Source organism: Mucilaginibacter sp. cycad4 (assembly GCF_034263275.1).
Taxonomy (GTDB): Bacteria; Bacteroidota; Bacteroidia; order Sphingobacteriales; family Sphingobacteriaceae; genus Mucilaginibacter.
This window is the reverse complement of record NZ_CP139559.1, coordinates 5,440,684-5,462,849: the sequence shown is the minus strand read 5'-3', so window position 1 is coordinate 5,462,849 and position 22,166 is coordinate 5,440,684. Positions and strand designations below refer to the sequence as shown.

General features: G+C 43.4%; 18 protein-coding genes and 1 tRNA gene. 10 read left to right on the top strand and 9 right to left on the bottom strand.

The window, feature by feature from the left end; translation table 11 throughout:
- Window positions 1-226: 226 nt before the first annotated feature.
- From ppsA to SNE26_RS22175, 3 genes are all read right to left on the bottom strand, one after another.
- Window positions 227-2,872, bottom strand: a complete 2,646-nt coding sequence (gene ppsA / locus SNE26_RS22185; protein ID WP_321556061.1) for a phosphoenolpyruvate synthase — start codon at window positions 2,870-2,872, stop codon at window positions 227-229.
- 256 nt (window positions 2,873-3,128) lie between these two features.
- Window positions 3,129-5,804 carry a carboxypeptidase-like regulatory domain-containing protein gene (locus SNE26_RS22180; RefSeq protein ID WP_321556060.1) on the bottom strand — a complete coding sequence of 892 codons (2,676 nt, stop codon included), beginning with the start codon at window positions 5,802-5,804 and terminating at the stop codon, window positions 3,129-3,131.
- Window positions 5,801-6,727, bottom strand: a complete 927-nt coding sequence (locus SNE26_RS22175; protein WP_321556059.1) for a GLPGLI family protein — start codon at window positions 6,725-6,727, stop codon at window positions 5,801-5,803. Before SNE26_RS22175 ends, SNE26_RS22180 begins: the two co-directional genes overlap by 4 nt.
- Window positions 6,728-6,959: 232 nt before the next feature.
- Between SNE26_RS22175 and SNE26_RS22170 the strand changes: the two genes are divergently transcribed.
- Window positions 6,960-8,108: a sensor histidine kinase gene (locus tag SNE26_RS22170; RefSeq protein WP_321556058.1), complete on the top strand. Its 1,149-nt coding sequence runs from the start codon at window positions 6,960-6,962 to the stop codon at window positions 8,106-8,108.
- Window positions 8,105-8,797, top strand: a complete 693-nt coding sequence (locus SNE26_RS22165) for a LytTR family DNA-binding domain-containing protein (RefSeq protein ID WP_321556057.1) — start codon at window positions 8,105-8,107, stop codon at window positions 8,795-8,797. Before SNE26_RS22170 ends, SNE26_RS22165 begins: the two co-directional genes overlap by 4 nt.
- Before the next feature lie 15 nt (window positions 8,798-8,812).
- Here SNE26_RS22165 and SNE26_RS22160 read toward each other — a convergent pair whose 3' ends face one another.
- The 3 genes from SNE26_RS22160 to SNE26_RS22150 form a co-directional block, all read right to left on the bottom strand.
- Entirely contained in the window at window positions 8,813-12,484 is a 3,672-nt protein-coding gene (locus tag SNE26_RS22160) for an ABC transporter permease (protein ID WP_321556056.1), read from the bottom strand.
- A gap of 238 nt (window positions 12,485-12,722) precedes the next feature.
- Window positions 12,723-13,487 (bottom strand): type I methionyl aminopeptidase, encoded by a 765-nt coding sequence (gene map, locus SNE26_RS22155; RefSeq protein ID WP_321556055.1) that lies wholly within the window; start codon window positions 13,485-13,487, stop codon window positions 12,723-12,725.
- 167 nt (window positions 13,488-13,654) lie between these two features.
- Window positions 13,655-14,881, bottom strand: a complete 1,227-nt coding sequence (locus tag SNE26_RS22150) for a hypothetical protein (protein ID WP_321556054.1) — start codon at window positions 14,879-14,881, stop codon at window positions 13,655-13,657.
- A gap of 188 nt (window positions 14,882-15,069) precedes the next feature.
- On the opposite strand from SNE26_RS22150, the gene SNE26_RS22145 reads away from it, so the two are divergent.
- On the top strand, window positions 15,070-15,594 hold the full coding sequence (locus SNE26_RS22145) for a helix-turn-helix domain-containing protein (protein ID WP_321554625.1): 525 nt from the start codon (window positions 15,070-15,072) through the stop codon (window positions 15,592-15,594).
- Between the two features lie 7 nt (window positions 15,595-15,601).
- Window positions 15,602-16,120, top strand: coding sequence for an IS630 family transposase (locus SNE26_RS22140; RefSeq protein ID WP_321560018.1), 519 nt, complete (start codon window positions 15,602-15,604; stop codon window positions 16,118-16,120).
- A gap of 294 nt (window positions 16,121-16,414) precedes the next feature.
- On the opposite strand, the gene SNE26_RS22135 is transcribed toward SNE26_RS22140, so the two are convergent.
- Window positions 16,415-16,984: a dihydrofolate reductase family protein gene (locus SNE26_RS22135; RefSeq protein ID WP_321556053.1), complete on the bottom strand. Its 570-nt coding sequence runs from the start codon at window positions 16,982-16,984 to the stop codon at window positions 16,415-16,417.
- Between the two features lie 86 nt (window positions 16,985-17,070).
- Window positions 17,071-17,946 (bottom strand): alpha/beta hydrolase, encoded by an 876-nt coding sequence (locus SNE26_RS22130; RefSeq protein ID WP_321556052.1) that lies wholly within the window; start codon window positions 17,944-17,946, stop codon window positions 17,071-17,073.
- 221 nt (window positions 17,947-18,167) lie between these two features.
- Between SNE26_RS22130 and SNE26_RS22125 the strand changes: the two genes are divergently transcribed.
- From SNE26_RS22125 to SNE26_RS22110, 4 genes are all read left to right on the top strand, one after another.
- Window positions 18,168-18,488: a metalloregulator ArsR/SmtB family transcription factor gene (locus SNE26_RS22125; RefSeq protein ID WP_321556051.1), complete on the top strand. Its 321-nt coding sequence runs from the start codon at window positions 18,168-18,170 to the stop codon at window positions 18,486-18,488.
- Window positions 18,485-18,985, top strand: a complete 501-nt coding sequence (locus SNE26_RS22120; protein ID WP_321556050.1) for an SRPBCC domain-containing protein — start codon at window positions 18,485-18,487, stop codon at window positions 18,983-18,985. Before SNE26_RS22125 ends, SNE26_RS22120 begins: the two co-directional genes overlap by 4 nt.
- 66 nt (window positions 18,986-19,051) lie before the next feature.
- On the top strand, window positions 19,052-19,486 hold the full coding sequence (locus SNE26_RS22115; RefSeq protein ID WP_321556049.1) for a VOC family protein: 435 nt from the start codon (window positions 19,052-19,054) through the stop codon (window positions 19,484-19,486).
- 170 nt (window positions 19,487-19,656) lie between these two features.
- On the top strand, window positions 19,657-20,094 hold the full coding sequence (locus tag SNE26_RS22110; RefSeq protein WP_321556048.1) for an EthD family reductase: 438 nt from the start codon (window positions 19,657-19,659) through the stop codon (window positions 20,092-20,094).
- 127 nt (window positions 20,095-20,221) lie between these two features.
- On the opposite strand, the gene SNE26_RS22105 is transcribed toward SNE26_RS22110, so the two are convergent.
- Window positions 20,222-20,293, bottom strand: a tRNA-Glu gene (locus tag SNE26_RS22105).
- A 200-nt stretch (window positions 20,294-20,493) separates the two neighbouring features.
- Here SNE26_RS22105 and SNE26_RS22100 point away from each other — a divergent pair.
- Together SNE26_RS22100 and SNE26_RS22095 are read left to right on the top strand one after the other, a co-directional pair.
- Window positions 20,494-20,775 carry a DUF427 domain-containing protein gene (locus SNE26_RS22100; protein WP_110584115.1) on the top strand — a complete coding sequence of 94 codons (282 nt, stop codon included), beginning with the start codon at window positions 20,494-20,496 and terminating at the stop codon, window positions 20,773-20,775.
- A 4-nt stretch (window positions 20,776-20,779) separates the two neighbouring features.
- A complete protein-coding gene (locus SNE26_RS22095; RefSeq protein ID WP_321556047.1) occupies window positions 20,780-22,165 on the top strand; it encodes a mercuric reductase in 1,386 nt (461 codons plus the stop codon).
- Window position 22,166: the final 1 nt, after the last annotated feature.

The window sequence follows — 22,166 nt, the reverse complement described above, 5'->3', positions numbered from 1 at the left end:
AGATATTCAACGTTATTCATACACATTACCTAATAAAATTGCGTAATGTTGAACTTGTTTTAGCACCCCATTTGCCAGCCGCTTGCTAATCAAATCGCCTACCTGTCCCGTGAGGTGCTGAAACAAGTTTAGCATGACCTGCTACAGATGTCATTTCACCTTCACAGCTCACCGAACTTTCAAACTCGCGATGACGATTTTATTCTTTTCAAACAGAATCTAACCATTATAAAAGCTCCACAAACCCGTCTGTTCCATTTACCCGGATTCTTTGTCCGTCTTTGACCAGCCGGGTTGCGTGCTCTACGCCTACAACTGCCGGTAAGCCATATTCGCGTGCGATAACTGCGCCGTGGGTCATCAGCCCGCCAACTTCGGTTACCAGGCCTTTTATGGATACGAATAAGGGCGTCCAGCTGGGGTCAGTAAACGGGGTTACCAATATATCGCCATCTTCCAGTACTGCATCTTCCATATTTAAGATCACACGTGCCCGTCCCTCTATAACTCCAGCAGAAACAGGCAGGCCTATAATAACGCCGGCCGGGAGGTTTTCCCGTTTATATCTGCCCATGATAATTTCACCGTCGGATGTGATAACACGCGGCGGGTTTAGCTTTTCGTGTAATTGGTGCTCTTCTTTTCGTTTGCCGATGATCTGTGGATCCAGTTTACCGGTGCGTACCACTTTACGAAATTCATCAAAGTGGAGATAATAGATCTCTTCTTTTTCATGAATAACGCCGGCTTTTACAAGCTGCCCGGCTTCTTGCAGTAAGGCCTGCTTATAAACAAAACTTCGGCTAACTATACCATATTTTGGATACTCACGATAACCGGCAAAATTCCGGATCAGGCTGATCCTTTGTTTTGTTTCTTCGGCTTTTTGTTCACCATCCGGCAATTGCTTTAATCTATCTATTAGCTCCCGTTCTTTTTTCAGAGCTTCCTGGCGGCCCTGCTCAAATTTTCGGTTACCTTCACCGGGTCCAAAGTTTTTGATGTTATTGAGGATCATGGGGAGCAGCGTAATTGGTTTTTCGCTCCAGCGAGCTTTAGTAATATCTATCTCGCCGGCACATCGCATCCCGTATTTGTTAAGATAAGCACTGATAGCATCCCGGGTTTCCGTTCCGCCGCTAAACTTTACCAGTTCATCCAAAAAATTATCGTCTTTTACATCTTTCAAATAATTAATTACTTCCGGGTAAGGGCGGATCACATCTGCTACATCCAATAACTCCAGGCCCATTTCCGAAGTAATATTGTTTGGTACAGATTGAGAAATTGTATCTGCTGCATTTTTTTCACCCAACCACTCCTTCATTTTTTCATTGATCCATGATGAAGCGCTCATTCCCGCCATGATCACAGCCAGGCTTTGCGGGGCAAATAAGCCCTTCCTTAATCCCTGGAGGTCCTGCAGGATAAAATCAAACAGATCAGTTCCTGATTTCGTCCGGATATTTTGTTTTAATGTTTCTACCGATGTTTGACTTTGTTTAATCAGGTTAGCAGCAATTTCCGGGTTGTTTTCTATTGGCGGCGGGGGAGCTAAAGCCGGCGGGACCTGAGCACTTTTAGCCGGAACGGGTTCTCCCTCCGACAGCGGTTTTATGAAATCTCCGCGTTCTATGATAGTAGTAATCGCATCTTTTATGAGCGGGTCATGCTGCTCCATGGCATTCAACAACGCACCCCTGCCGGCGGCAGAAGCCAGGCTATCCATAACATCAACAAACAACCGGCCCCCGGCTTTATACATGGCGCGGGCAGCCGTTAACTGCCATAAAGATAACCCCAGTGGCTTCATGGCATCGGTCATCATTTGCTGATGGCCTACAGATACATACACATGATTTTCCTGGTCATTTGCTTCGGGGATAGGGTATAAGGTTGTGACAGGCCTGCTCTGAACAATATAGAATGTATCGCCGGCCAGGCACCATTCAATGTCCTGCGGGCTGCCGAAATGCACTTCAATCTTTCTGCCGATGTGCTCAAGCTGTAGGATTTGCTCATCTGTAAGCACTTGCCTGGTTTGCATTTCAGGCCCAATTTCCTTTTCTTGAGTACCGCCATCTTTTAAGGCATAAACAGCCAGTTTCTTGACAGATATCTTTTTATCGATAATCTTACCCTTACACGTTTTATAGTTGTCAGCATTCACCAGACCGGAAACCATAGCTTCACCAAGCCCAAAGCCGGCATCAATGGATAGTGTCTTTCTGTTACCGGTAACGGGATCGGCAGTAAACAAAATTCCAGCTGCCTGCGGGAAAATCATTTGCTGTACCACAACCGACAGGTGTACCTTACGATGATGGAAGCCATTTTGAAGGCGATAGGTCACAGCCCTATCGGTAAATAGTGATGCCCAGCACTTGCTGATATGTTTAAGGATGGCGTCCGTGCCAATAATGTTCAAATATGTATCCTGTTGGCCGGCAAACGATGCCGTAGGCAGGTCTTCCGCTGTCGCGCTGGACCGCACAGCGAACGCATCTTTTTCACCAAACCTGGCGAGATGACCTGCAATCTCTTCCGCAATCTCCTCACAAATAGGTGTTCTTTCGATGATCATACGGATCTTTGCGCTGATGCCGCTGATATTTTCCCTCTCATCCGCCTTAAGGCGGGTTAATTCATCCAGCAAGCTGCTAAGCTCCGGATTAGTTTCAATTATTTTTTTATAGGCATCTGTAGTGATACAAAAACCTTCCGGTACCCGTATTCCCCCGATGCGGAACAACTCGCCCAGGTTAGCGCCTTTGCCTCCGGCGGTCATTAACATTGACCTGTCAATATCCTGAAAATCGAGTACATAAGCGGATGTTTTTTTGACTGGGTTAAGCTTGTTTTCCGGGATCATACAGATGTTTTTTTGAGGTGTGTATCCAAAAGTATGAGGTAAAATGCATCGAAACGTTGTTTTTAAAGTATATTTTTTTGAGCGCAATAATGACGAAAACAAGGCGTTATCCTTACAAACAGAGGGAGTTGGCCTCACCCAACCCTCTCCAAAGGAGAGGGCTTTAAAAAATTTTAAGCCTCCCCTTTTGGGGGATTTAGAGTTCTTCGCAAAGACGCCTTTTTAACACAGCATTTTTTATGAAACTTGATACCGCTCAAATATGAAACATTACTTTGAGCAGTATAATCCTTCCCGGCAGGGTATACGAACTGGCGGTTAATGTATTGGCCGATAAATAAAGCGTGTTGTAAGTTTTTACGTTCAGGAAGTTGGCAGCGCTCAGCTCCAGGTCGGTTTTCCATTTTTCGACCCTGAATTTTGCCGAGGCGTCTGCAAAAAAGTATTTGAGATCAGGATTGCCTTGCTGGCGGGTGAAATAATGTTCGCCCGATAATTTGAACTGTAAATTGGTTACAGGGTTATAATTTACCGAAGCTTGCTGAAGCAACTGGTTAATATGATAAGCCGATGCCTCCGCTGCCGAATGACTTTGTATTTGGGTAAATGTAGCTTTATAGCTAAAGTTTACCTGCTCGTTCACTTTGGTATCAGCACCGGCATTAATGGTCCTGGAAATGGTATTGAATGGCAGCAGTGCATTGTTCTGGATCTGCACCGACTTATTACTTTGCCACTGGACGCCTCCGCTAAAAGTGGTTTTTAATGCAAAGGAGTATTTGCTGACGGTGCCGTTCACTGTCCATGAATCGGTACTGTTGGAGTAGGGCAACACTACACGCTGCCGCAGGGTGTTGGTGATCACTTCCGAAGCAATATTATTGGAAGAGACATGGTTATAAAGCATGTTCAGGCTCGCGAAAAACAGGGTTAGTGCCTTCCGGTAATTGAACCCAAGGGCTGCCAACTGGTTCTGCCGCTCGGTAAGCCCGGCATTATTGGCATAAAGCGTCCGGTAATCTTTTAAAATATAGCCCCGGTACATGTCTTCTATGGTACCCGCCTCGTTGCGGTAGCTGTAAAGGAAACTGAGGTAGTTCTCAATCCCGGTTTGATATTTTACTTTTAATTGCGGGTTGAAATATAACCTTGTTAAACCCTTGCGCAGTGCATACAGGCTATCCGAATAATTGATCTGCTGCAGGCTTACCGGTAAGGTGAGGTTCACTTTGAGGATACTGCCCGGCAGATCATAAGCCGCCTCGGCGTACAGTTTTTTCCTGGTCCAGTTTAAATGATTGACGGAACTGTCTGACTCCTGGTTGATGGTGTTATTAGTCTGTACAACGTTTAAATCAGAGTTTAACTTTTGCGATTGAAGGCTGAATCCCGTTCTGAAGCTTTGAGTGATTAGGTTTGACGGTATTTTGAAAGAAATATAGTTATTGGTATACCACGCAGGCACATTTACATTTTGCACCAATTGAGCATAGGGAACGTTGTTGTTAAATATTGGATTATTATAGTCCGGCCCGATTGTCCTGCTCTCGGGCTCGGTTGAATGACTGATATAGGAATAAGCCTGGATAATATTGTTAGATCTTAATGACTTGATCAGGTTAAATTCATTGGAAAAACTCAGCGCGTTATCCTTAAATACCTGGTTCACCATGCTGCCGTTAGTGTTCAGGTCCGAATAGTTGGTAGACCGGTTGTTATCCATCAGCAACACATTGTTCAGGTAATATTTATCTTGGTTAATGTTCAGCGTAAACTGGGTATGCAACATATCCGGGCGGAAGCGGTTGCGTTGAGTTTCATTATAGCGCACGGTGTCACCGGGCAAAAAAATGGTGGTACGCTGACTGTAATCCTGCCGCCTGGTATCGTGCAAATAGTAAGCATTAATCTTCATCTGTACGTTCTTTTTAAAATTGACCAGGTTATTGAAATTGAGGATCCCCGAGCGATTTAACAGATACCGGTTACGCGATAAAGCCGGGTCATTCACCGATCCAAGCGATAGCATGGTGGCCGGTACATCGTTATCGATCCGCTGCATGTAATCAGCAAAATTGTGCGATACCAGGTCCTGCTGCAGATCGTTACCTGTGTTATTGCCCTTGAGGTAATTAATGGCTTTGTACTTATCCTTAAACATCATGGCGTTCAAATCCACGTCATAATTGCCTGGTAAGCCCGCGCCGATGCTCTCTTGCCCCACCATCTGTAATTTAGCGCCTTTTTTGAAGCTGAGGTTGAGCGCCACATCATCGCTAATTACTTTATTTTGAAGCACTTTAACAGGCTGGTGGTTTTGAATTACCTGCACCTGGTCTACCGCCCCCTGCGGAATGGTAGTGGTAGCGATATTATATTTATCGTCCAACAGGTTATCACCGCCAATGTACAGGTTGGAGATCGGTTTATTGTTATAGCTGATCCTGCCATCAGCGGCAACCGTTATTCCCGGCAGTTTTTTGATCACATCGCCAATAACCCTGTCCTGCACGCTGCTGAAATCAGATACTTTATAGCTTAGGGTATCGCCGTTTGTACGCAACACCGGCCGGCTGCTTTTGATCACTACGGCCTGTAACTGGTTGATGGAAACAGATAAAATGAAATCGACCGGCGCCTGCAAATCCGTAATGCCCTTGCTCTGGTTTTTATAGCCTATACAGCGCACCTCGACCACCAGGCCGCTCACCGGTATGCTGGCCGGGAGCGGCAAAGTGTAGGTGCCTTTGGTATCGGTAATGGTATAATTTATAATACCATTAGTGGCGTTGTTTTTCAGGTTAACAGTGGCATAAGGCACCGGTTTTCCGGTGCTGTCTTTCACTGTCCCTTTAATGCTTTGACCAAAGCCGGGAACCGAAAATAGTAACCCTATAAGCAGCAACCAGATGCGTTTTATAATCCGGCTCATTTCTTTTCGGGCAACTCTATAGGGTTATTGATCACTGGCTGCGGGCCGATCCTTATATCGATTTTGGGGGCCGGCCGCCCCTGGCTTGCCGCCTGTGCAGCCACCATTGACTGAGCAAAAGCATTAGGGTCTTTACGCATGGCCTCCTGTAACTTAGAAAACTCCTTTTCGGTAGTTTTGATGGCATTGGCGGGGATCTGGATGATATTGGGGTCGCCAACCTGGTCGTCCATGCCTATCATAACGGCCATCCGTCCCTGGTTATCCGGGGCCTGGCCGGCGGGTTGATCACCCTTTTGGGGAGAAATGGCGGCCTTTTCAATTCCGTCAAACTTAAAATAAACTTCTTTTTTGGCATCATAAGCCTCCACAATCACCCCCGGCAGTCCATTGAGTTTCCAGGGACCTATACGCAAAAGCAGATCAGGGCTGAACCAGGCCGTATAATCCCTTCCCTTGAAATGCGCTGTCGCTTTCTGGCAATGTAAGCCGCCAAACGTTGCCGTGTCTCCGTTTATTTTCCAATCTATGGTGGGCAGGACATCTGTTATGAGATAACTATTGAACAGCAGTGGTTCTTTCCTCGCCATTTTTTTTCCGTTCGGGAATTGGTAATAGTCTGTACCCGATCCCGATGATCTCCGCTGGATGTTTACACGCCCATCGGGTGAGTTGGCCATTTGTTCCTGCACTTGTTTTTTGAATAGCGCGTCCTGCAGTTGCTTGTCATAACTTTTGTAAGCGCCTGCATTTTTACCTACAATCAAAACCATGTTCTCGGTGTAGGGGTGCTCCCGGTTGGTGGTATCCCTGATGTGGGAAAATTTGTAGTGTACCAGCATTTGTGCGGTATCCGGCTTTTGTGCCCGGGCCATAATGGTGCACGATAAAAGGGCTGTACACAATAAAAATTGCTTTTTCATAATTTGGATATTTTTAAGCAATAGTACTTTGCCCTTTAAATCCGCCAAAAACTTTGGTATGAACAGCATATTCATTTCGACGTAAAATGGATATTTGTTATTTGAGCTTCTGTCGAAAACAAATTGCCGGTGGCCTTAAGCCCGGATTTCAAAAATTGCCCGTTTAGCCGGCAAATCACTATATTAACATCAATAATTTATGAATAAGCCGGGCTTAATATACTTTTGAAGAATGCACCGTATCAAGGTTAAACATATCATCGAGATACTGATCCACCTGGCGTTCTGGATAGGGGTGTATTATACCCTGGATTCGCTAACCAGCTCAACGGTTAAGATCCGGGTAAACCACAACGGGAAAATCATGGAAAGGAGTGAGATAGATACCATTTTTCCGTATTCCCGCTTTACACTTGCTTTTCTGGCCCTGCTGTTTTATGGCAATATATTTTGGATCTTTAAAAAGGCGCTTCGCTATAAAAGCTTATTTGCAGGCATCGCTATAGCTGCAGGCTGGTTTATACTTGTCTTTTTGGCCAATTATATTTTAGTTGGGTCTAAATTAAACAATAGCTTGCCCATGGGGCTTCCGCCTCCTGGTTTTACTGCAGGCAAAGGCGGCCTTAATCACCTGATACCAAATCATAACGCACTTTTTGCAATAGGGAACTGGGTGCACATGCAGCTCACCATGCTGCTTATTTTTTTAACTGCAGCCGGGCTTTCGATAGCTTATTTCTTTTTGAAAGAATGGGCCCGAAATGAACTGGTACGCAATCAACTGGAGGCGTATCAACTGAGTACCGAGATCAAATTCCTTAAATCGCAGATCAATCCGCATTTCCTGTTTAATACGCTCAATAACCTGTTTTCGATGGCCCAGGAAAAGGGGAATGATGAGCTTGCCGACGGCATCTCAAAGCTTTCGGGCATGATGCGCTATATGATCTATGACAGCAATGCCGGCGGGGTGCCGCTGAACAAAGAAATAGCATACCTGGAAGATTGCATCACCCTGAATAAGCTGCGTTATGCAGATGATGAGGTAAAAGTGATATTTGACCACCCTGCGCAGACGGGAACCGTAGTCGTTGCTCCTATGCTTTTTATACCTTTTGTTGAAAATGCTTTTAAGCATGGCGTATCTATCGGGCAAACCTCCTGGATAGACATTGCCATTGTGCTTTCAGATCACAGGCTGATCTTTACCTGCATCAACACCAAATATAACGCCATCAAAAAAATGGAGGACGAAAAAAGCGGCATCGGGCTCGAAAATGTAAAACGGCGGCTCGATCTGTTGTACCCGGGCAAACATAACCTGCAGATCAATGAAGGCCAGGGGAAATATATTGTTAAACTCGAAATTGACCTGGAATGATAACCTGTATTGCCATTGATGATGAGCCGAAGGCACTTGAAGTGATAGAGCGTTATTGCCTTAAAACCAGCCTGGTTGACCTGAAAGCCACTTTCCGCGAACCGGTGAAAGCAATTGAATTCCTGAACCATGAAAAAGTGGACCTCATTTTTCTCGATATTAATATGCCTGATATCAGCGGAATGCAGCTGGTACAAACCCTGGCGCCAAGGCCAATGATCATTTTTACTACCGCTTACAGCCATTACGCGGTAGAAAGCTATGACCTGAACGCCCTCGATTATCTGCTGAAGCCCATCACCTTCGAGCGCTTTCTTGCGGCCATAAATAAAGCCGCGGCAGCACTGTCTTCAAAAAATGGGGTGAGCAAAGAGGATGATCTCACAGTTTTTATTAAAAGCGGCCCGCAAACCTACCAGGTTAAGGTGGAAGAGATCTTGTACCTGGAAAAAGATGGCAATTATATCACCATTCACCTGAAAGACAGAAAGATCCTGATCCGTGAAAACATGGGCGATATTTTTGACCTCGTACCGGCAGCTGATTTTTTACGGGTGCATAAATCATATGTGGTGGCCATTAAACATATTACCATGATCGAAGTACATCAGCTCATAATCAACGGCGAAAAGATCCCGATAGGCAGCACCTACCGGGATCTTTTGCGCAACAGGCTGGGGTTAAAATAATGCACCGGCAAACTGTTATTCACTTCTCAAACTCTTCACCGGATTAGCTTTTGCTGCTTTTATAGCCTGGAAACTTATGGTTGCAAGTGCAATAATAATTGCTGCCATTCCGCCTGCCGCAAATAGCCACCAACTGATGTTGATGCGGTAAACATAAGCTTGCAGCCATTGGTGCATGTAATACCATGCAATGGGGGTAGCGATGGCAAAGGCAATAGCAATGAGTATGATAAACTCTTTCGAAAACAAATAAACGATGCTGCCTGAAGTAGCACCAAGTACTTTGCGGATACCAACTTCTTTTATCCGCTGTACGGCCATGAACGAGGCTAAACCATACAAACCCAAACAGCTAAGAAGTATAGCGATAGCAGCAAAAATTTTATATAATTGGGCTAACTGATTTTCCTGTTTGTAAAAACTTGCAATTTTATCATCCAAAAACCGGTATTCATAAACAAAATCGGGAAATGTTTTCTCAAATACTTGTTTAACAGATTGCATCGTCGAAAAAACATTTTTGGTTTTAAGTTTTATGCCGGCCTGGTTATACATGGTGATGTTTGTGGCGATAAGCAATGGTGCCAGGCTGTGCCGAAAAGACCGGTCATTAAAATCTTTTAACACGCCAACAACCGGGCATTTTATTACACCATCCCATATGCTGATCTCCTTGTTTAATATATCCTCGGGTTTTTTAAGCCCTAAACTTTTTACAAGCGATTCGTTCACCAGAAACTCCCTGGTAAAAGGGGATGGCTGAAGGTTTCTTCCGGCTATCAACTTTAACTTGTAAGCAGGTACATAGCCTTCGTCGGCAAATTTGGTAATCGCCTTGAAATCTGTTTCTTTTGTTGCGTGGTCAAACCTGACTGCGCTCCACGTATCATTTCCGTTTTCAATAGGGGTGTTAGAACTATAGCATACTGCCTGTACGCCGTTTACGGATAGTAATTGGTTCCTCAAATAATTTAGCCGGCTCATTCGAAGACTATCTACCCGGAACGGAATATTAACAATTGTTTCTTTATCGAAGCCTAAAGGCTGATCCATAAAATAGTTCATTTGCTTTACAATGATGAGCGTCCCGATGATCAATGCCTGCGCAATGATGAATTGAAACACAACCAATCCTCGTCGTAAAGAGATTCCTCTTGCCGGATCTGCTGTAAGTTTACTTTTTAAAGCATTAACAGGATTGAAGCGCGATAAAACGATAGAAGGATAAAAACCGGCGAGCGCGGTTACAGCAACTGCCACAGTCAGCAGAAATAAAATAATTGAAGGATTACTGAATATGTTGAATGAAAGCGACAGCTCTAAAAGCCGGCTCAAATAAGGCAATGCAAGTATGGTAATAACAACTGCAAGTATTAAAGCGCTTGCTACTATCAAAAATGTTTCGACAATGAACTGGAGTTGTAATTGCGATTTATTACTCCCCAAAACCTTTCTGACACCAACTTCTTTTGCCCGGTTAACAGCCTGCGCGGTAGAGAGGTTAATAAAGTTTACACAAGCAATTAGCAGGATGAACGCGGCAATTAGCCATAATACATTGAGCAACTGATGGCTGGCTGTTTGGTTGCTGTAGTTGCCTGTTTGTGAATCATAATGCACGGCATTTAATGCTTGTATAATATGGCTGTCCTTATTATCAGAAGATTGTACCTTTTGTGAATAAGCTTTCAGCTGCTGATTAAAATTGTCGGCAGTAAGGCTTTGAGGTAACAAAATATAGCAGCCAAAATCGGTTACCGTTCTGTTCCAATCTGTGGATTTTGCTAAATAGTCTCCAGTAAACCCCGTACCAAAACTAACAACAAGTTTGAGCTGAAAGTCGGAATTTGCAGGAATGGGAGCCAGGATCCCCGAAACTTTTAATACATCCGTGCCATGCTCAAACATGAAACCGCCCATTTGTAATTTAATGGTTTTACCCATTGCCGATTTCCAGTCGCCAAAATACTTTTCGGCAACCTCTTTGGTCAACAATACGTTGTCCGGATCTTTTAATGAAGCGTACGAGCCGGCAAGCAGCGGGAAGTTAAAAATTTTAAAAAATGATGGATTGGTATAAAACAGGCCCCTTTGTTCCTTAAACATTTTTACTGTAGCCCCATTTTCGTCAGGTATAATCAACTGGTCATTCTGGCTTGCAAAAATTGGGGCAACCTGTTCTATTTGAGGGAAAGCCGTTTTTAATCCTAATGGTAATGGAAAAGGAATGTCTTTGCCATATGTAATATCTCCGGTTTCTGCGTGATGATATTCGGTTAGCACACGATAGGTGCGGTCTTTCTTTGGGTGAAAACTATCAAAGCTTGTTTGAAACTGTATAATGATAAAAATCACCATACAAACAGCAATACCTACGGCCAGGCCGGTAATATTAATAGCGGCATAACTTTTATTGCGTGTTAAATTACGCCAGGCGATTTTGAAATAATTTTTAAACATAAAGTTGCGGTTGGTTTTATCATGAAACCATTTAGGGGCGGTTTCATGATTCAAAACTACCGGCGCAAATTGGATATCGCTTCTCAAATTATAAGATGGGAACTCTTTTTTTAAGTTATTTTTATATTCCTGCGGACTTTTCCCGGTCACCTGTTTAAAAATGCGGCTAAAGGTACTTTGGGAGTTAAATCCCGATTCAAACGCGATTCCTAAAAGGGTAATATGATCATTAGCAGGATCCTGCATTTTTCGGGCAGCTGCCTGTACCCGGTATTCGTTAATAAAATCATTGAAGCTTTTTTTGAGCACGGTATTGATGATCCGTGATAATTCATGGGTATGCATGCCAAGCTTTTCGGCGAGGGAACTTAAACTCAATTCCGGGTCCTGGTAGTAATTATTTTCTTTAACAACCCGCTTTAACCAGGCGCCTTTTTGCTTAAGCTCCGCAGGCAGTAATGGTTTTAAAACCGGTAAGTTATCTGCCTGTACAGTAATTTCCGGCCTTAAAAACGCTCTTGCCGCCATCCAGATAAGCATACACATTAAAAGGAGATACAAAGGGTAGTAAGCCTGAACGCTTAACCGGTAATCATAATAAAAATAATCTACAGCTATAAAAGGGACCCACAACAACCATAACAACCCGAAGCCTGTCAGTAAGTTATGTATCCATTTCAGCTCGTGCCGGTACCGGTCGCCTCCGTTAAATTTTAGCTCCTGGTAAAAGTTTTCGATCAGCCTGCGGCACCGGTATAGATAAATAATGACCGAGATAAATGCTGATAGTTGTAATACAGGGTTTAATCGTTGAAATATAAATGTATCGTAAGTTGCCCAGCCCGTTTTTATACTTTCCAGCACCGCTAAGGCCCAGGCGCTTAGTTCGACTAACAATGGACTGAAATGCAGCAGGTCCTTGCGGGTGAATTTATACTCCGGCCGGGTTATTTTAAGTACATAAAAGAAAATGAGTGGGCCAATTGCCAGCGAAAACTGCAGCGGTAGCCGGCTCCAGTTGGGAATATAAGTTGACAGCCCGATATCGGTGCCCAGGATCCGGGTTATCCACAAAGCGGCAATAGCCAATACCATCGCCAAAAACCGGTTTGCTGACCGGTTTGTTTTCCTGGTGAACCATAAAAGCAGGATAAAAGTGAGGCCGATAAACAACATCCCAAAAAACGCAGCGTCATAAAGGGTAATATGGAATGTATATGGCTTCAAGTAAATGAATGAGGTTAATAACTACTCCAAATTAATAAAATACTAATGGATAATAGGTTAACGGATAAATTAAATCCAAAATACCGGTCTCTGCCTTACGGAGTTTTTAAATGGATGCGTATGCCCTCGGCTTGTCATTGCATGTTCACAAAAAAACCGCTTACTTTCGTAAAGCGGCTTAGTAGCTTATTTAATATAAATACTTCAGGGGGATTGCCTGATCTGTTCCAAAAAAAGATTAATCCCAAATACCGTTCTGCGCTGTAAATATTACCGGCTCACCGCCGGTTACCATAATGGTGTGCTCGTGCTGTGCAACAAAACCGCCTTTATTACCAATTAATGTCCAGCCGTCGGCTTGAGTATCGGCAATTGTCGACCGTGTTGAAATGAATGTCTCTATCGCCACCACCGAATTCTTTTTAAAACGCGTAGTGTTATACCTGTCGCAGTAGTTGGCAACTTCATGCGGTTCTTCGTGCAAGCTGCGGCCAACACCGTGCCCGGTCAGGTTTTTTATTACCGTATAGCCGGCTTTTTTGGCTTCAGTCTCAATTAACCTGCCGATCTCTGAGATCCTGACACCGCCTTTAATGTTTTTGATCGCTTTTTTTAAGATTTCTTTCGAGGTTTCCACGAGTTTGCCATAGCCATGGATGTCCTGTCCTAAAACGAAGGAGCCGCCGTTATCGGCCCAGTAACCATTTAGCTCTGCCGATACGTCAATATTTACGAGGTCGCCTTCTTGAAGGATTTTATCGGCCGAGGGTATGCCGTGCGCCGCTTCCTCATTCACGCTTATACAAGTGTGTCCCGGGAAATTGTAGGTTAGCAAAGGTGCAGATTTTGCACCTAATTGTGCCAGCAGTTCGCCGCCGTATTCGTCAAGCTCTTTTGTAGAGATACCTGGTTTGGCGTACTCCCGCATCTTCCTGAGTGTAATGGCTACAGCATCACTGGCCTGCTGCATTCCAATTTTTTCGTCTTCGGTAGTTATAGACATTTTTAAATTTTTATCTGTTGCAAAATTAACAATTAATGCGGTTAGCAGGGTTTATCAAATGTCAGTTTGCGAAGGTAGGGTGCCGTGTTCCCGGAAGTGATGAAAAAGCCGCTTTGCTTTCGTAAAGCGGCTTTATTAGCCCGGTATCAGGGATCCCGGGGGAAATCTTAAATAGATACTAAGGTAGTAATGCTGGAGGCTGAAAGATTAATGCCAAAACTACTACCTGATACCGTGAAATTATTTGAAGACAGGTTAGCCGAACTTGTAGTAAAATACCGGTTAAAACCGGTAACGGTTATACCGCTAAGACTAAAGCTTTGATAAGTGGTTGCCGCATTTTGATTAACAATTACAATTACCAGTTTTGTTTCGCTTTTGTAGGCCGTAACATACACGCCGGTTGACGGATTTGCTGTGCATGATATTTTGCTGTATCCCGGACGCACATACCTTGCATATTGTGCCATTACATAGCCAAGCTTGGTGATGTTGCTGCTTTCATCTATTGGCCCGTAGCTTCGGCGAATATACCACCATACATAGGCTGCCCATCCCGCGTTCATGCAGTCATGAATCTCTTTGGCGGCAGTCATGGCATTGCCCCAGTCGTCACCGCTGATACTTGAATTGGTGTAGTGTTCCGTCATCCAAACCGATTTGCCAATGCTCCCTAAATTATAGGGGGTTTTACCATAAATATGCCCGCAAACAAAACTGGTATTTGTTTTTGCAGTAGTATTGCCCAGATAGGTATTAATGAAGGTTTGATCCATATTAAATGGTTCGGGCGCCATTATCGGCGCGCCGCAATTAGCCCCTTGTGCAGCAACAAAATTGGCTGCTTCGGTTGCGGTAGCCGCTGTCCACCCTGAATTGGAAAGATTAGGTTCATTAAAGGGGCTGATGGCATAAACTCCGCCTACAGCAGTATTATAAGCTTTTAGGTGGGCGGCATAATCTGCATAGGAAGCGGGATTTAAATGATTGTCGCTGGTTAACATCCCGGATGGTGCGTACCAGGCTGTTGCAATTACTTTTGCGCCAAAACTCTTAGCTGCGTCGATGGTTGGTTTTTCGGCTGCAAAACTGCTGCTGCTTGCCGGGACCATCACACGGAGTACGCTCATGCCAATACCATTGCTGCTTGAAAATGCCTTGGTTCTTTGATCGCTTGTTAAATCAGCTATCCATGCCAAAATGCTCGCTCCTCCAAAGCCCTGAATGGTTTGCTGTACCGTAGCCGCATCGATTGCAGCTGTTCCCGTTGCATTGGTTTGCAAACCGGCGGCTGGCTTAACAGATGGCGCCGGGCCTTCGCCGGCATTGTTGTTTTTTGTACATCCGGCCAATAGGGTAATGGCAACCAGGAATGGAAATAATTTTTTTTTCATAATTTGGTCAAATTAGATTGGAAATTAGGTAGTTATAACTGGCCTTTAGGAAGGCTATACAAACGTATTTTTTCTTTTACTTAAAAGATATTACGTTTGGTTTTATTGATATAAGAAATGTTCAAAATATGCTTATATAAAGTCTAATATATTTTTACAATTAAAGAAAAAAAATGTAACTTGCTTACATGAGCAAAGTAGCATTAAAAATAGAACATTATACTTCAGAAGAGTTACGATCCCTATTGAGGAAAGACGAGAAGTATCAACAGGCGATAAGATTATACGCCTGTTACCAGGTTTCTTTAGGTAAGCGGCCACAGGAGTTGGAATCGATTTACGAAACGTCTTTTAAGTCGATTTGCAATTGGGTAAACCGTTTAAATGAAGGCGGGATAGAGGCATTAATAGATAAGGTAAAACCGGGAAGAAATAACCGGCTTACGAATGATGAGCTACAATCGATAAAAGCTGTATTGTTAAATAAGCAGCCCGATGATTATGGATTTAACAGCGCCACCTGGACAGGGCCGTTATTGATTGAACTGATCAGGAAGGAATATCAGGTTGAATATAAAAAAGCGCAGATATACAATATATTAAAGAAGTTAGGTTTGACATTTCAAAAGGGTAAAGGCCTGTATCCCGAAGCACAGGACAGGGAAGAAAAGGTAAATGCTTTAAAAAAAACTCCGGGGGTTTCGGCAAGCTGATGCGGTAATCGTATTTGAGGATGAAGCAAGTTTGTCAAACACAGCTACAGTTTCGTATATGTGGGCAGAAAAAGGTAAGCAGCCGAAAATAAATCAAAAACAACGAAAAAGAGAAAGGAAAACTTTGTTCGGTTGTATTGAACCTGAAACCGGGATTGTAATCACCGGTAAAGCCGACAAAGGCAATACTGTCAGCTTTTTTAGTTTCCTGCTATTGGTAACGAAAATGTACCGGGACCGTAAGGTGATAATGGTTCTGGATAATGTGCCCTATCATCACGCCAAAAGACTGAAACCGATATTGGAGCGATACAGGCACAGGATAGAATTACTATACCTTCCAGCGTATTCTCCCGACCTGAATCCCATTGAGCGGGTTTGGTGGTATATGAGAAAGAAGATTACTCATAATCGGTATGTTCACAATCTGGAAGACCGGATCAATAGCTTTGACGTCTTTATGCAGGATTTCAAAGTTGAAAATGATCTCGGAAAGAATTTAGCTAAATTAATTGTAAATATTTAATGTACTTTATATAATATTTATATTTCGAAAAATATATCAGTATCATATCATCGGGCAATAAGAATTTGCACGGTTAAAAAGCGGTAGAAACATATTTGATAGAAGGACGGTATTCCATTTATTATTCGTGTAATAATAAATGGAAAAGGAGAGCGGAAAATCATCTGAAAAGCAAAAGCCGCTCTACTTTCGTAAAGCGGCTTTGTAGCGTATTTTGGGGAATTCTTTGAACACCTGGGGGGGGAATGTTCAACCACCTAAAACAATCGATATATGGTACCCCCTGGCGAAATGTTATTTTTTCAGCGGGCCAACGTGTCGGTAAGTGTTGACGAGCAAACCGGTGGGTGTGCTCTTCGAGTCGACAAAAGCAAGCTCCCGGGCGTCAATACTATCCGATAATAAGCGTTTACCCCGGCCAAGCAACACCGGGTAGGTGATGAGCACAACTTCGTCAGCCAGTCCCTGGTCAAGCAGCACAGAAGTTAGTGTTGAACTTCCCACCACGATCAGGTCGGGCCCATCGGTTGATTTGAGATCGCGAATAGACGCTATAATATCCTCGCCCAAACCCTTTACCGGTCCCCACTCCAGGGTGTCGGGCCTGTGGGTTACTATGTATTTTGTTGCGGCATTTATAGCATTTGCCATTGGGAAATCTCCGGCAGTAGGCCAAAAGCCACTAAATATATCATAAGTGTGACGGGCAAGCAGCAAGTCGAAGTTTGGTCCGTATGCCTCCAAAAGGGTTGCCGCGCCGGCTGGGCTCCGATAAGGCGTTGTCCAGGCGCCATAGGTGTAATCTCCGTCATGTTCTATCACGCCATCCAGCGAGATATGTTCAAAAATTCTGATTTTTCTCATTTGTTTATGATTAGTTTATAGATAAATCTGACATTAAAATTCCTTTTCCTGCGGTTGTATTTTAGATTGCAATTATCGCGGCTTTGTTATTGTAAAAAGCTATTCAGAAGATCTGATATAGTTTTTGTTTGCTGCATTAAGCTGACATGTCCCTGCGCAGGAACAATAGCTAAATGTGATTTTGGCATCGGCGCCAAATCAGCAGATATGCCACCTCCCAGTAATTGGTACGTTTTCATCAGCTCCACTTTGTCCAGGCCATCATTATCGCCAGAGATGAGCAATACCGGCGAAGTAATTTTAGCAATATTGGCATCGCCCACATCAAAAGGCTCTCCGGCAAAAACAATCATTTGTTCAACAAACTTTATCCATTTAGTTTTGTCGGGCGCCACTGCATCATATGTCGTTTTTAGAGGAGTATTGTTAAAAAATTCAGGCTTGAAACCTTTAAATCCATTATTTACAACAGGCAGCCAGCCATTGGTTTTGTAGGTAGACGAAATGATCACTAATTTTTTTACCCGTTTAGGGCTTTTTGCTGCTAACTGGTAAGCTACTGAACCTCCCATGCTATATCCCGCAACATCAGCACTATCAACTTTTAAGTAATCCATTACTCCTTCCACATCACTTGCCAGGGTAGCGATGTCTAATTTCCTGTCCGAATACGGGGTGTGCCCATGGCCCTGCATTTCAAGGGCAATTACCTTTCTTGTTTTTGATAATTCAGGGATTAGCTGCGCCCAGTTCATCTCAATGGTATAAAAAGCGCCATGCAGTAAAACAAGAGGCTTACCCTCGCCATATACCTCGTAATAAACTTTGATGCCATTAACAGGGGCGTAACCGCTGGTGACAGGCTTGAGCTGCTGGCCCTTTGATTGGAATACAGTAAAGAAAAGTATAGCAATTATTAATACCGGTTGGATGACATTAGATCCTTTAAATACTCTTTTCATGGAATGTTGGTTTAATTGTTTCGATTTTATTGATAATACAAAGATGGTGGGTATTGTAAGATTAAGTACTGTGCAAAAACGACATGTTGAGGGGTGGATCGCGACAAAGATATTGCCCGCACATACAGCAGGCCAGCTATTCCAAAAATAATCGCAAATAAATTTGCGCAACTCAGAAGTTGCATATATATTTACGCAACTCAAAAGTTGCGCGTTTTAAAATGAAACAAGATATATTCCAGGCCATAGCCGATCCGACACGCAGGGCAATTTTAACTTTAATTGCTATTAAGGCGCTGACACCTAATGCAATGGCCGAAAAATTTGATATGAGCCGCCAGGCAGTATCCAAACATATTAAAGTATTATACGAATGCGAATTGATTAAACCCGAACACTCGGGCAGGGAAATTTATTATCACTTTAACGCAAAAAAAATGCAAGAGCTCGACAATTGGTTAGCCCAATTCAGGCAAAGCTGGGAAACGCAGTTTAATCAGCTCGACAAAGTATTATCAACAATTAAACAACAGAAAATATGAACAACGATTTGCTATTTGATTTTACCGTTGATAAAGCAGCGCAAAAGGTATTTATAACCCGCGAGTTTGATGCGGGGCTTGACCTGGTATGGGATGCTTTCACCAAACAGGAAATACTTGACCAATGGGCCGCACCCGCACCAATGCGCTCCAAAACCAAATACATGAATTTTGAAGTTGGTGGGCGAAGATTTTACGCCATGATAAGCCCCGACGGACAAGAGCGTTGGCTGCTGCAGAAATATACTTCTATTACGCCCAAAACCAATTTCAAGCTATATAATTCTTTCGCCGATAAAGACGAAACCCCCGAACTACCGGGCTCGGAGTGGGATTACAATTTTGGCGAACAAGATGGTATAACAACAGTGAATATTTCCATTTATAATGAATCGCTTGAACGAATGGAACGCTTAACCGATGGCTTCACTAAAGGAATGATGCTGATGTTGAAAAACCTGGACGATCTGTTTGCAACCTTATCGCAAAAACCATAGAAAGAAAGTCGCCAATTATACTAATAACCGAAAGAGAAAAAACATAACAATTTAAAAACTAAAATTATGAGAGCAATTAATCCCTGGATCAACTTCAATGGCAACGCCCAGGAAGCATTCAATTTTTACAAATCAATTTTTGGCGGAGAATTCACCAGGATCATTCGCTTTAAAGACTTAGCAGGCCCTGAATTTCAGGTGGCAGAAAGTGAAGAAAACAAAATAATGTACATTGGTTTACCCCTCGGCAAAAACAATGTATTGATAGCCAATGATGTTCCTGAATTTATGGGGCAGGTAAGCGAAAATGAAAACAGGTCTAAAATATATGTGAGCGCTGAAAGCCGCGAAGAAGCCGACAAAATATTTAACGGATTATCGGCAGGAGGAGAGGTTGAAGGACCAATTGGTGATAGCCCCTGGGGCACGTATGCCGGTATGTTCAGAGATAAGTATGGTATTGAATGGATTGTGGAGTTTGACCCCAATTACAACGGGTAATTCTCGCAGTTTAAGCGTCTTTCGCTTGAAATATAGTTTAGGTAAGCGTCCGCGTCTTTTATGGGCGTCATCTTAAACGCCAATTTTTTTTAATTTAGGGTGACAATCGACAGCGTGTAAGCGCTGTTGATTGTTTAAGCGCTTGTAAGTAAATTGTCATACATAATAACATGAAGAAATATCTAATGATAATGTTTACGGGGGTAATTATGCTCTTGGTAACAGTTAATGCAATGGCGCAGGTTGATGCATCTCAACAAAACAAATTAGCCGAAAGGCAGGTAGTTAAGAAAGGCATGATCAAGGTGACGATACTTTATCCAAACGGGGAAGGTAAAAAATTTGATATGGATTACTACACCAGGAAGCATTTCCCCTTACTCAAAAGTTTATTTGGGGATGCTTTAAGGGCCACTGCTATTGACAAGGGAGTAGCCGCAGGCACGCCCGGCGCGCCGATTCCTTTTTTGGCTATTGGCTACTTGTATTTCGATTCGGTTGAAGCCTTTCAGGCTGGAATGAAAATCAATGCAAGCAAAATCCGAGCAGACATTCCAAATTATACTGATATCCAACCGATAATTCAAATCAGCGAGGTTTTGCTGTAATTATTAAAGGTAAACCCATCGCCCGGGTTATTCCGGATCCCCTCTTTGCTTCAGTTGCTGCACGTATGCCACGTGTTCTAAATTAATCCCAACAAAAAAGCCGCTCTACTTTCGTAAAGCGGCTTCGTAGCCCGTAGGGGAATCGAACCCCTGTTTGAAGAATGAAAATCTCCTGTCCTAACCCCTAGACGAACGGGCCGTCTTTTTTTATTTTGTTTCCCTTGTTTTGGGATTGCAAAGATAGAGTTTAAGTGATAAAATAAAAATAAATTTTTAAAAAAAATTAAAAGCACTGCGAAATTGATTGTGTGTCAATTAAATAAAATAAAATTACAATTTCAGACTTGCAGATTTTGTTGGGTTAAAGCTATCTTTATTCCATAAATCAATCATCTTTTTATGAAAGCTATCTGGAATAACCAGGTCATTGCCGAAAGCAATGACACTATTGTTGTTGAAAATAACCATTATTTCCCTAAAGAAAGTGTTAAGGCCGAGTATCTTAAACCGTCCGATGTGCATACAACCTGCCCGTGGAAAGGATTGGCATCATATTATTCCCTTGAGGTTGACGGCAAGGAAAACCAGGATGCCGCATGGTATTATCCCGAGCCAAAAGAGGCTGCAACAAACATTACCAACTACGTGGCGTTTTGGAAGGGTGTGAAAATTACCGAATAAAACTATGAAAACTTACGATGCCATTGTTATAGGCGCCGGTCAGGCCGGCGCCCCATTAGCCAAAAAATTGGCTAATGCCGGGAAAAAGACCGTTATAATTGAGAAACGATTTTATGGCGGCACCTGCGTTAACGATGGCTGTACGCCTACTAAAACCATGGTTGCTTCGGCAAAGGCGGCTTACATGGCCGGCAAAAGCCATGAGTTGGGTGTGCCGGTAAAAAAGTTTTCGGTTGATCTGGCTGCTATAAAAAAACGTAAGGACGATATCGTATTACGCTCGCGTAATGGCGGGTTAAAATCTGCCGAAAAAACGCAGAACCTTGATGTGGTGTTAGGCGAGGCGACTTTTACCGGCGAAAAAACGGTTGAGGTTAAGCTTAACAGCGGCAAAAAGCAAACGATTACTGCCGATCTTATCTTTTTAAACCCGGGCGCGTTGCCTTTGATTCCCGAAATTGAGGGATTGAATGAGATAAAATATCTTAACTCAACTACCATACTTGATTTGGAAGAAGTACCGGAGCATCTGTTGGTGCTTGGCGGAAATTACATCGGCCTGGAGTTTGGACAGATGTTTCGGCGATTTGGCAGTAAGGTTACCATTTTAGAAAAATCGGAGCGGATAGTTTCGCATGAGGATGAGGATATTTCGGCAGAGATGCAAAAGATCCTCGAACTGGAGAAAATCGAGGTCCTCAATAATGCCCAGGCCGTTAAGTTTAAACAAAAAGCCGGCGGCAAAATAACAGTGACCATAGCTCAAAAAGGGGAAGAGCGCAAAATCAAATGCACCCATGTATTGATAGCCATCGGCCGTAAACCGCAAACGGAGGCCTTAAATTTGCCAATCGCCGGGATTGAAACGGATGAGCATGGCAATATCAGGGTGAACGATAAGCTGGAAACCTCAGCTGCTGGTGTCTATGCACTTGGAGATGCAAAAGGTGGGCCGGCATTTACGCATATTTCCTATAACGATTATACGATTGTTTACCGTAACCTTTTTGAAAAAACTGATTATACCATCAAAGACCGCCCGGTGCCATATTGCATGTTTACCGATCCGCAACTGGGCAGGATCGGTTTGGATGAAACCGGGGCAAAAAAGCTGGGGATTAAATATAAAGTAGCAAAGCTGCCCATGGCCCATGTGGCGCGCGCTATTGAAACCGGCGATACACGTGGTTTTATGAAAGCCATTGTTGATCCGGATACAAAAAAGATCTTAGGTGCTACGGTACTTGGCCCCGAAGGCGGCGAAATCATGACCGTGCTGCAAATGGCCATGGAAGGCGGCATCACTTACGATAGGGTCCGTTATTGTGTTTTTGCCCATCCGCTGTATTCCGAATCACTGAACAATCTTTTCATGACCCTTGGGGATTAAA

Coding starts and splice junctions, on each gene's coding strand:
- ppsA (WP_321556061.1), bottom strand. CDS start 2,872: ATGATCCCGGAAAACAAGCTTAACCCAGTCAAAAAAACATCCGCTTAT.
- SNE26_RS22180 (WP_321556060.1), bottom strand. CDS start 5,804: ATGAGCCGGATTATAAAACGCATCTGGTTGCTGCTTATAGGGTTACTA.
- SNE26_RS22175 (WP_321556059.1), bottom strand. CDS start 6,727: ATGAAAAAGCAATTTTTATTGTGTACAGCCCTTTTATCGTGCACCATT.
- SNE26_RS22170 (WP_321556058.1), top strand. CDS start 6,960: ATGCACCGTATCAAGGTTAAACATATCATCGAGATACTGATCCACCTG.
- SNE26_RS22165 (WP_321556057.1), top strand. CDS start 8,105: ATGATAACCTGTATTGCCATTGATGATGAGCCGAAGGCACTTGAAGTG.
- map (WP_321556055.1), bottom strand. CDS start 13,487: ATGTCTATAACTACCGAAGACGAAAAAATTGGAATGCAGCAGGCCAGT.
- SNE26_RS22150 (WP_321556054.1), bottom strand. CDS start 14,881: ATGAAAAAAAAATTATTTCCATTCCTGGTTGCCATTACCCTATTGGCC.
- SNE26_RS22145 (WP_321554625.1), top strand. CDS start 15,070: ATGAGCAAAGTAGCATTAAAAATAGAACATTATACTTCAGAAGAGTTA.
- SNE26_RS22135 (WP_321556053.1), bottom strand. CDS start 16,984: ATGAGAAAAATCAGAATTTTTGAACATATCTCGCTGGATGGCGTGATA.
- SNE26_RS22130 (WP_321556052.1), bottom strand. CDS start 17,946: ATGAAAAGAGTATTTAAAGGATCTAATGTCATCCAACCGGTATTAATA.
- SNE26_RS22125 (WP_321556051.1), top strand. CDS start 18,168: ATGAAACAAGATATATTCCAGGCCATAGCCGATCCGACACGCAGGGCA.
- SNE26_RS22120 (WP_321556050.1), top strand. CDS start 18,485: ATGAACAACGATTTGCTATTTGATTTTACCGTTGATAAAGCAGCGCAA.
- SNE26_RS22115 (WP_321556049.1), top strand. CDS start 19,052: ATGAGAGCAATTAATCCCTGGATCAACTTCAATGGCAACGCCCAGGAA.
- SNE26_RS22110 (WP_321556048.1), top strand. CDS start 19,657: ATGAAGAAATATCTAATGATAATGTTTACGGGGGTAATTATGCTCTTG.
- SNE26_RS22100 (WP_110584115.1), top strand. CDS start 20,494: ATGAAAGCTATCTGGAATAACCAGGTCATTGCCGAAAGCAATGACACT.
- SNE26_RS22095 (WP_321556047.1), top strand. CDS start 20,780: ATGAAAACTTACGATGCCATTGTTATAGGCGCCGGTCAGGCCGGCGCC.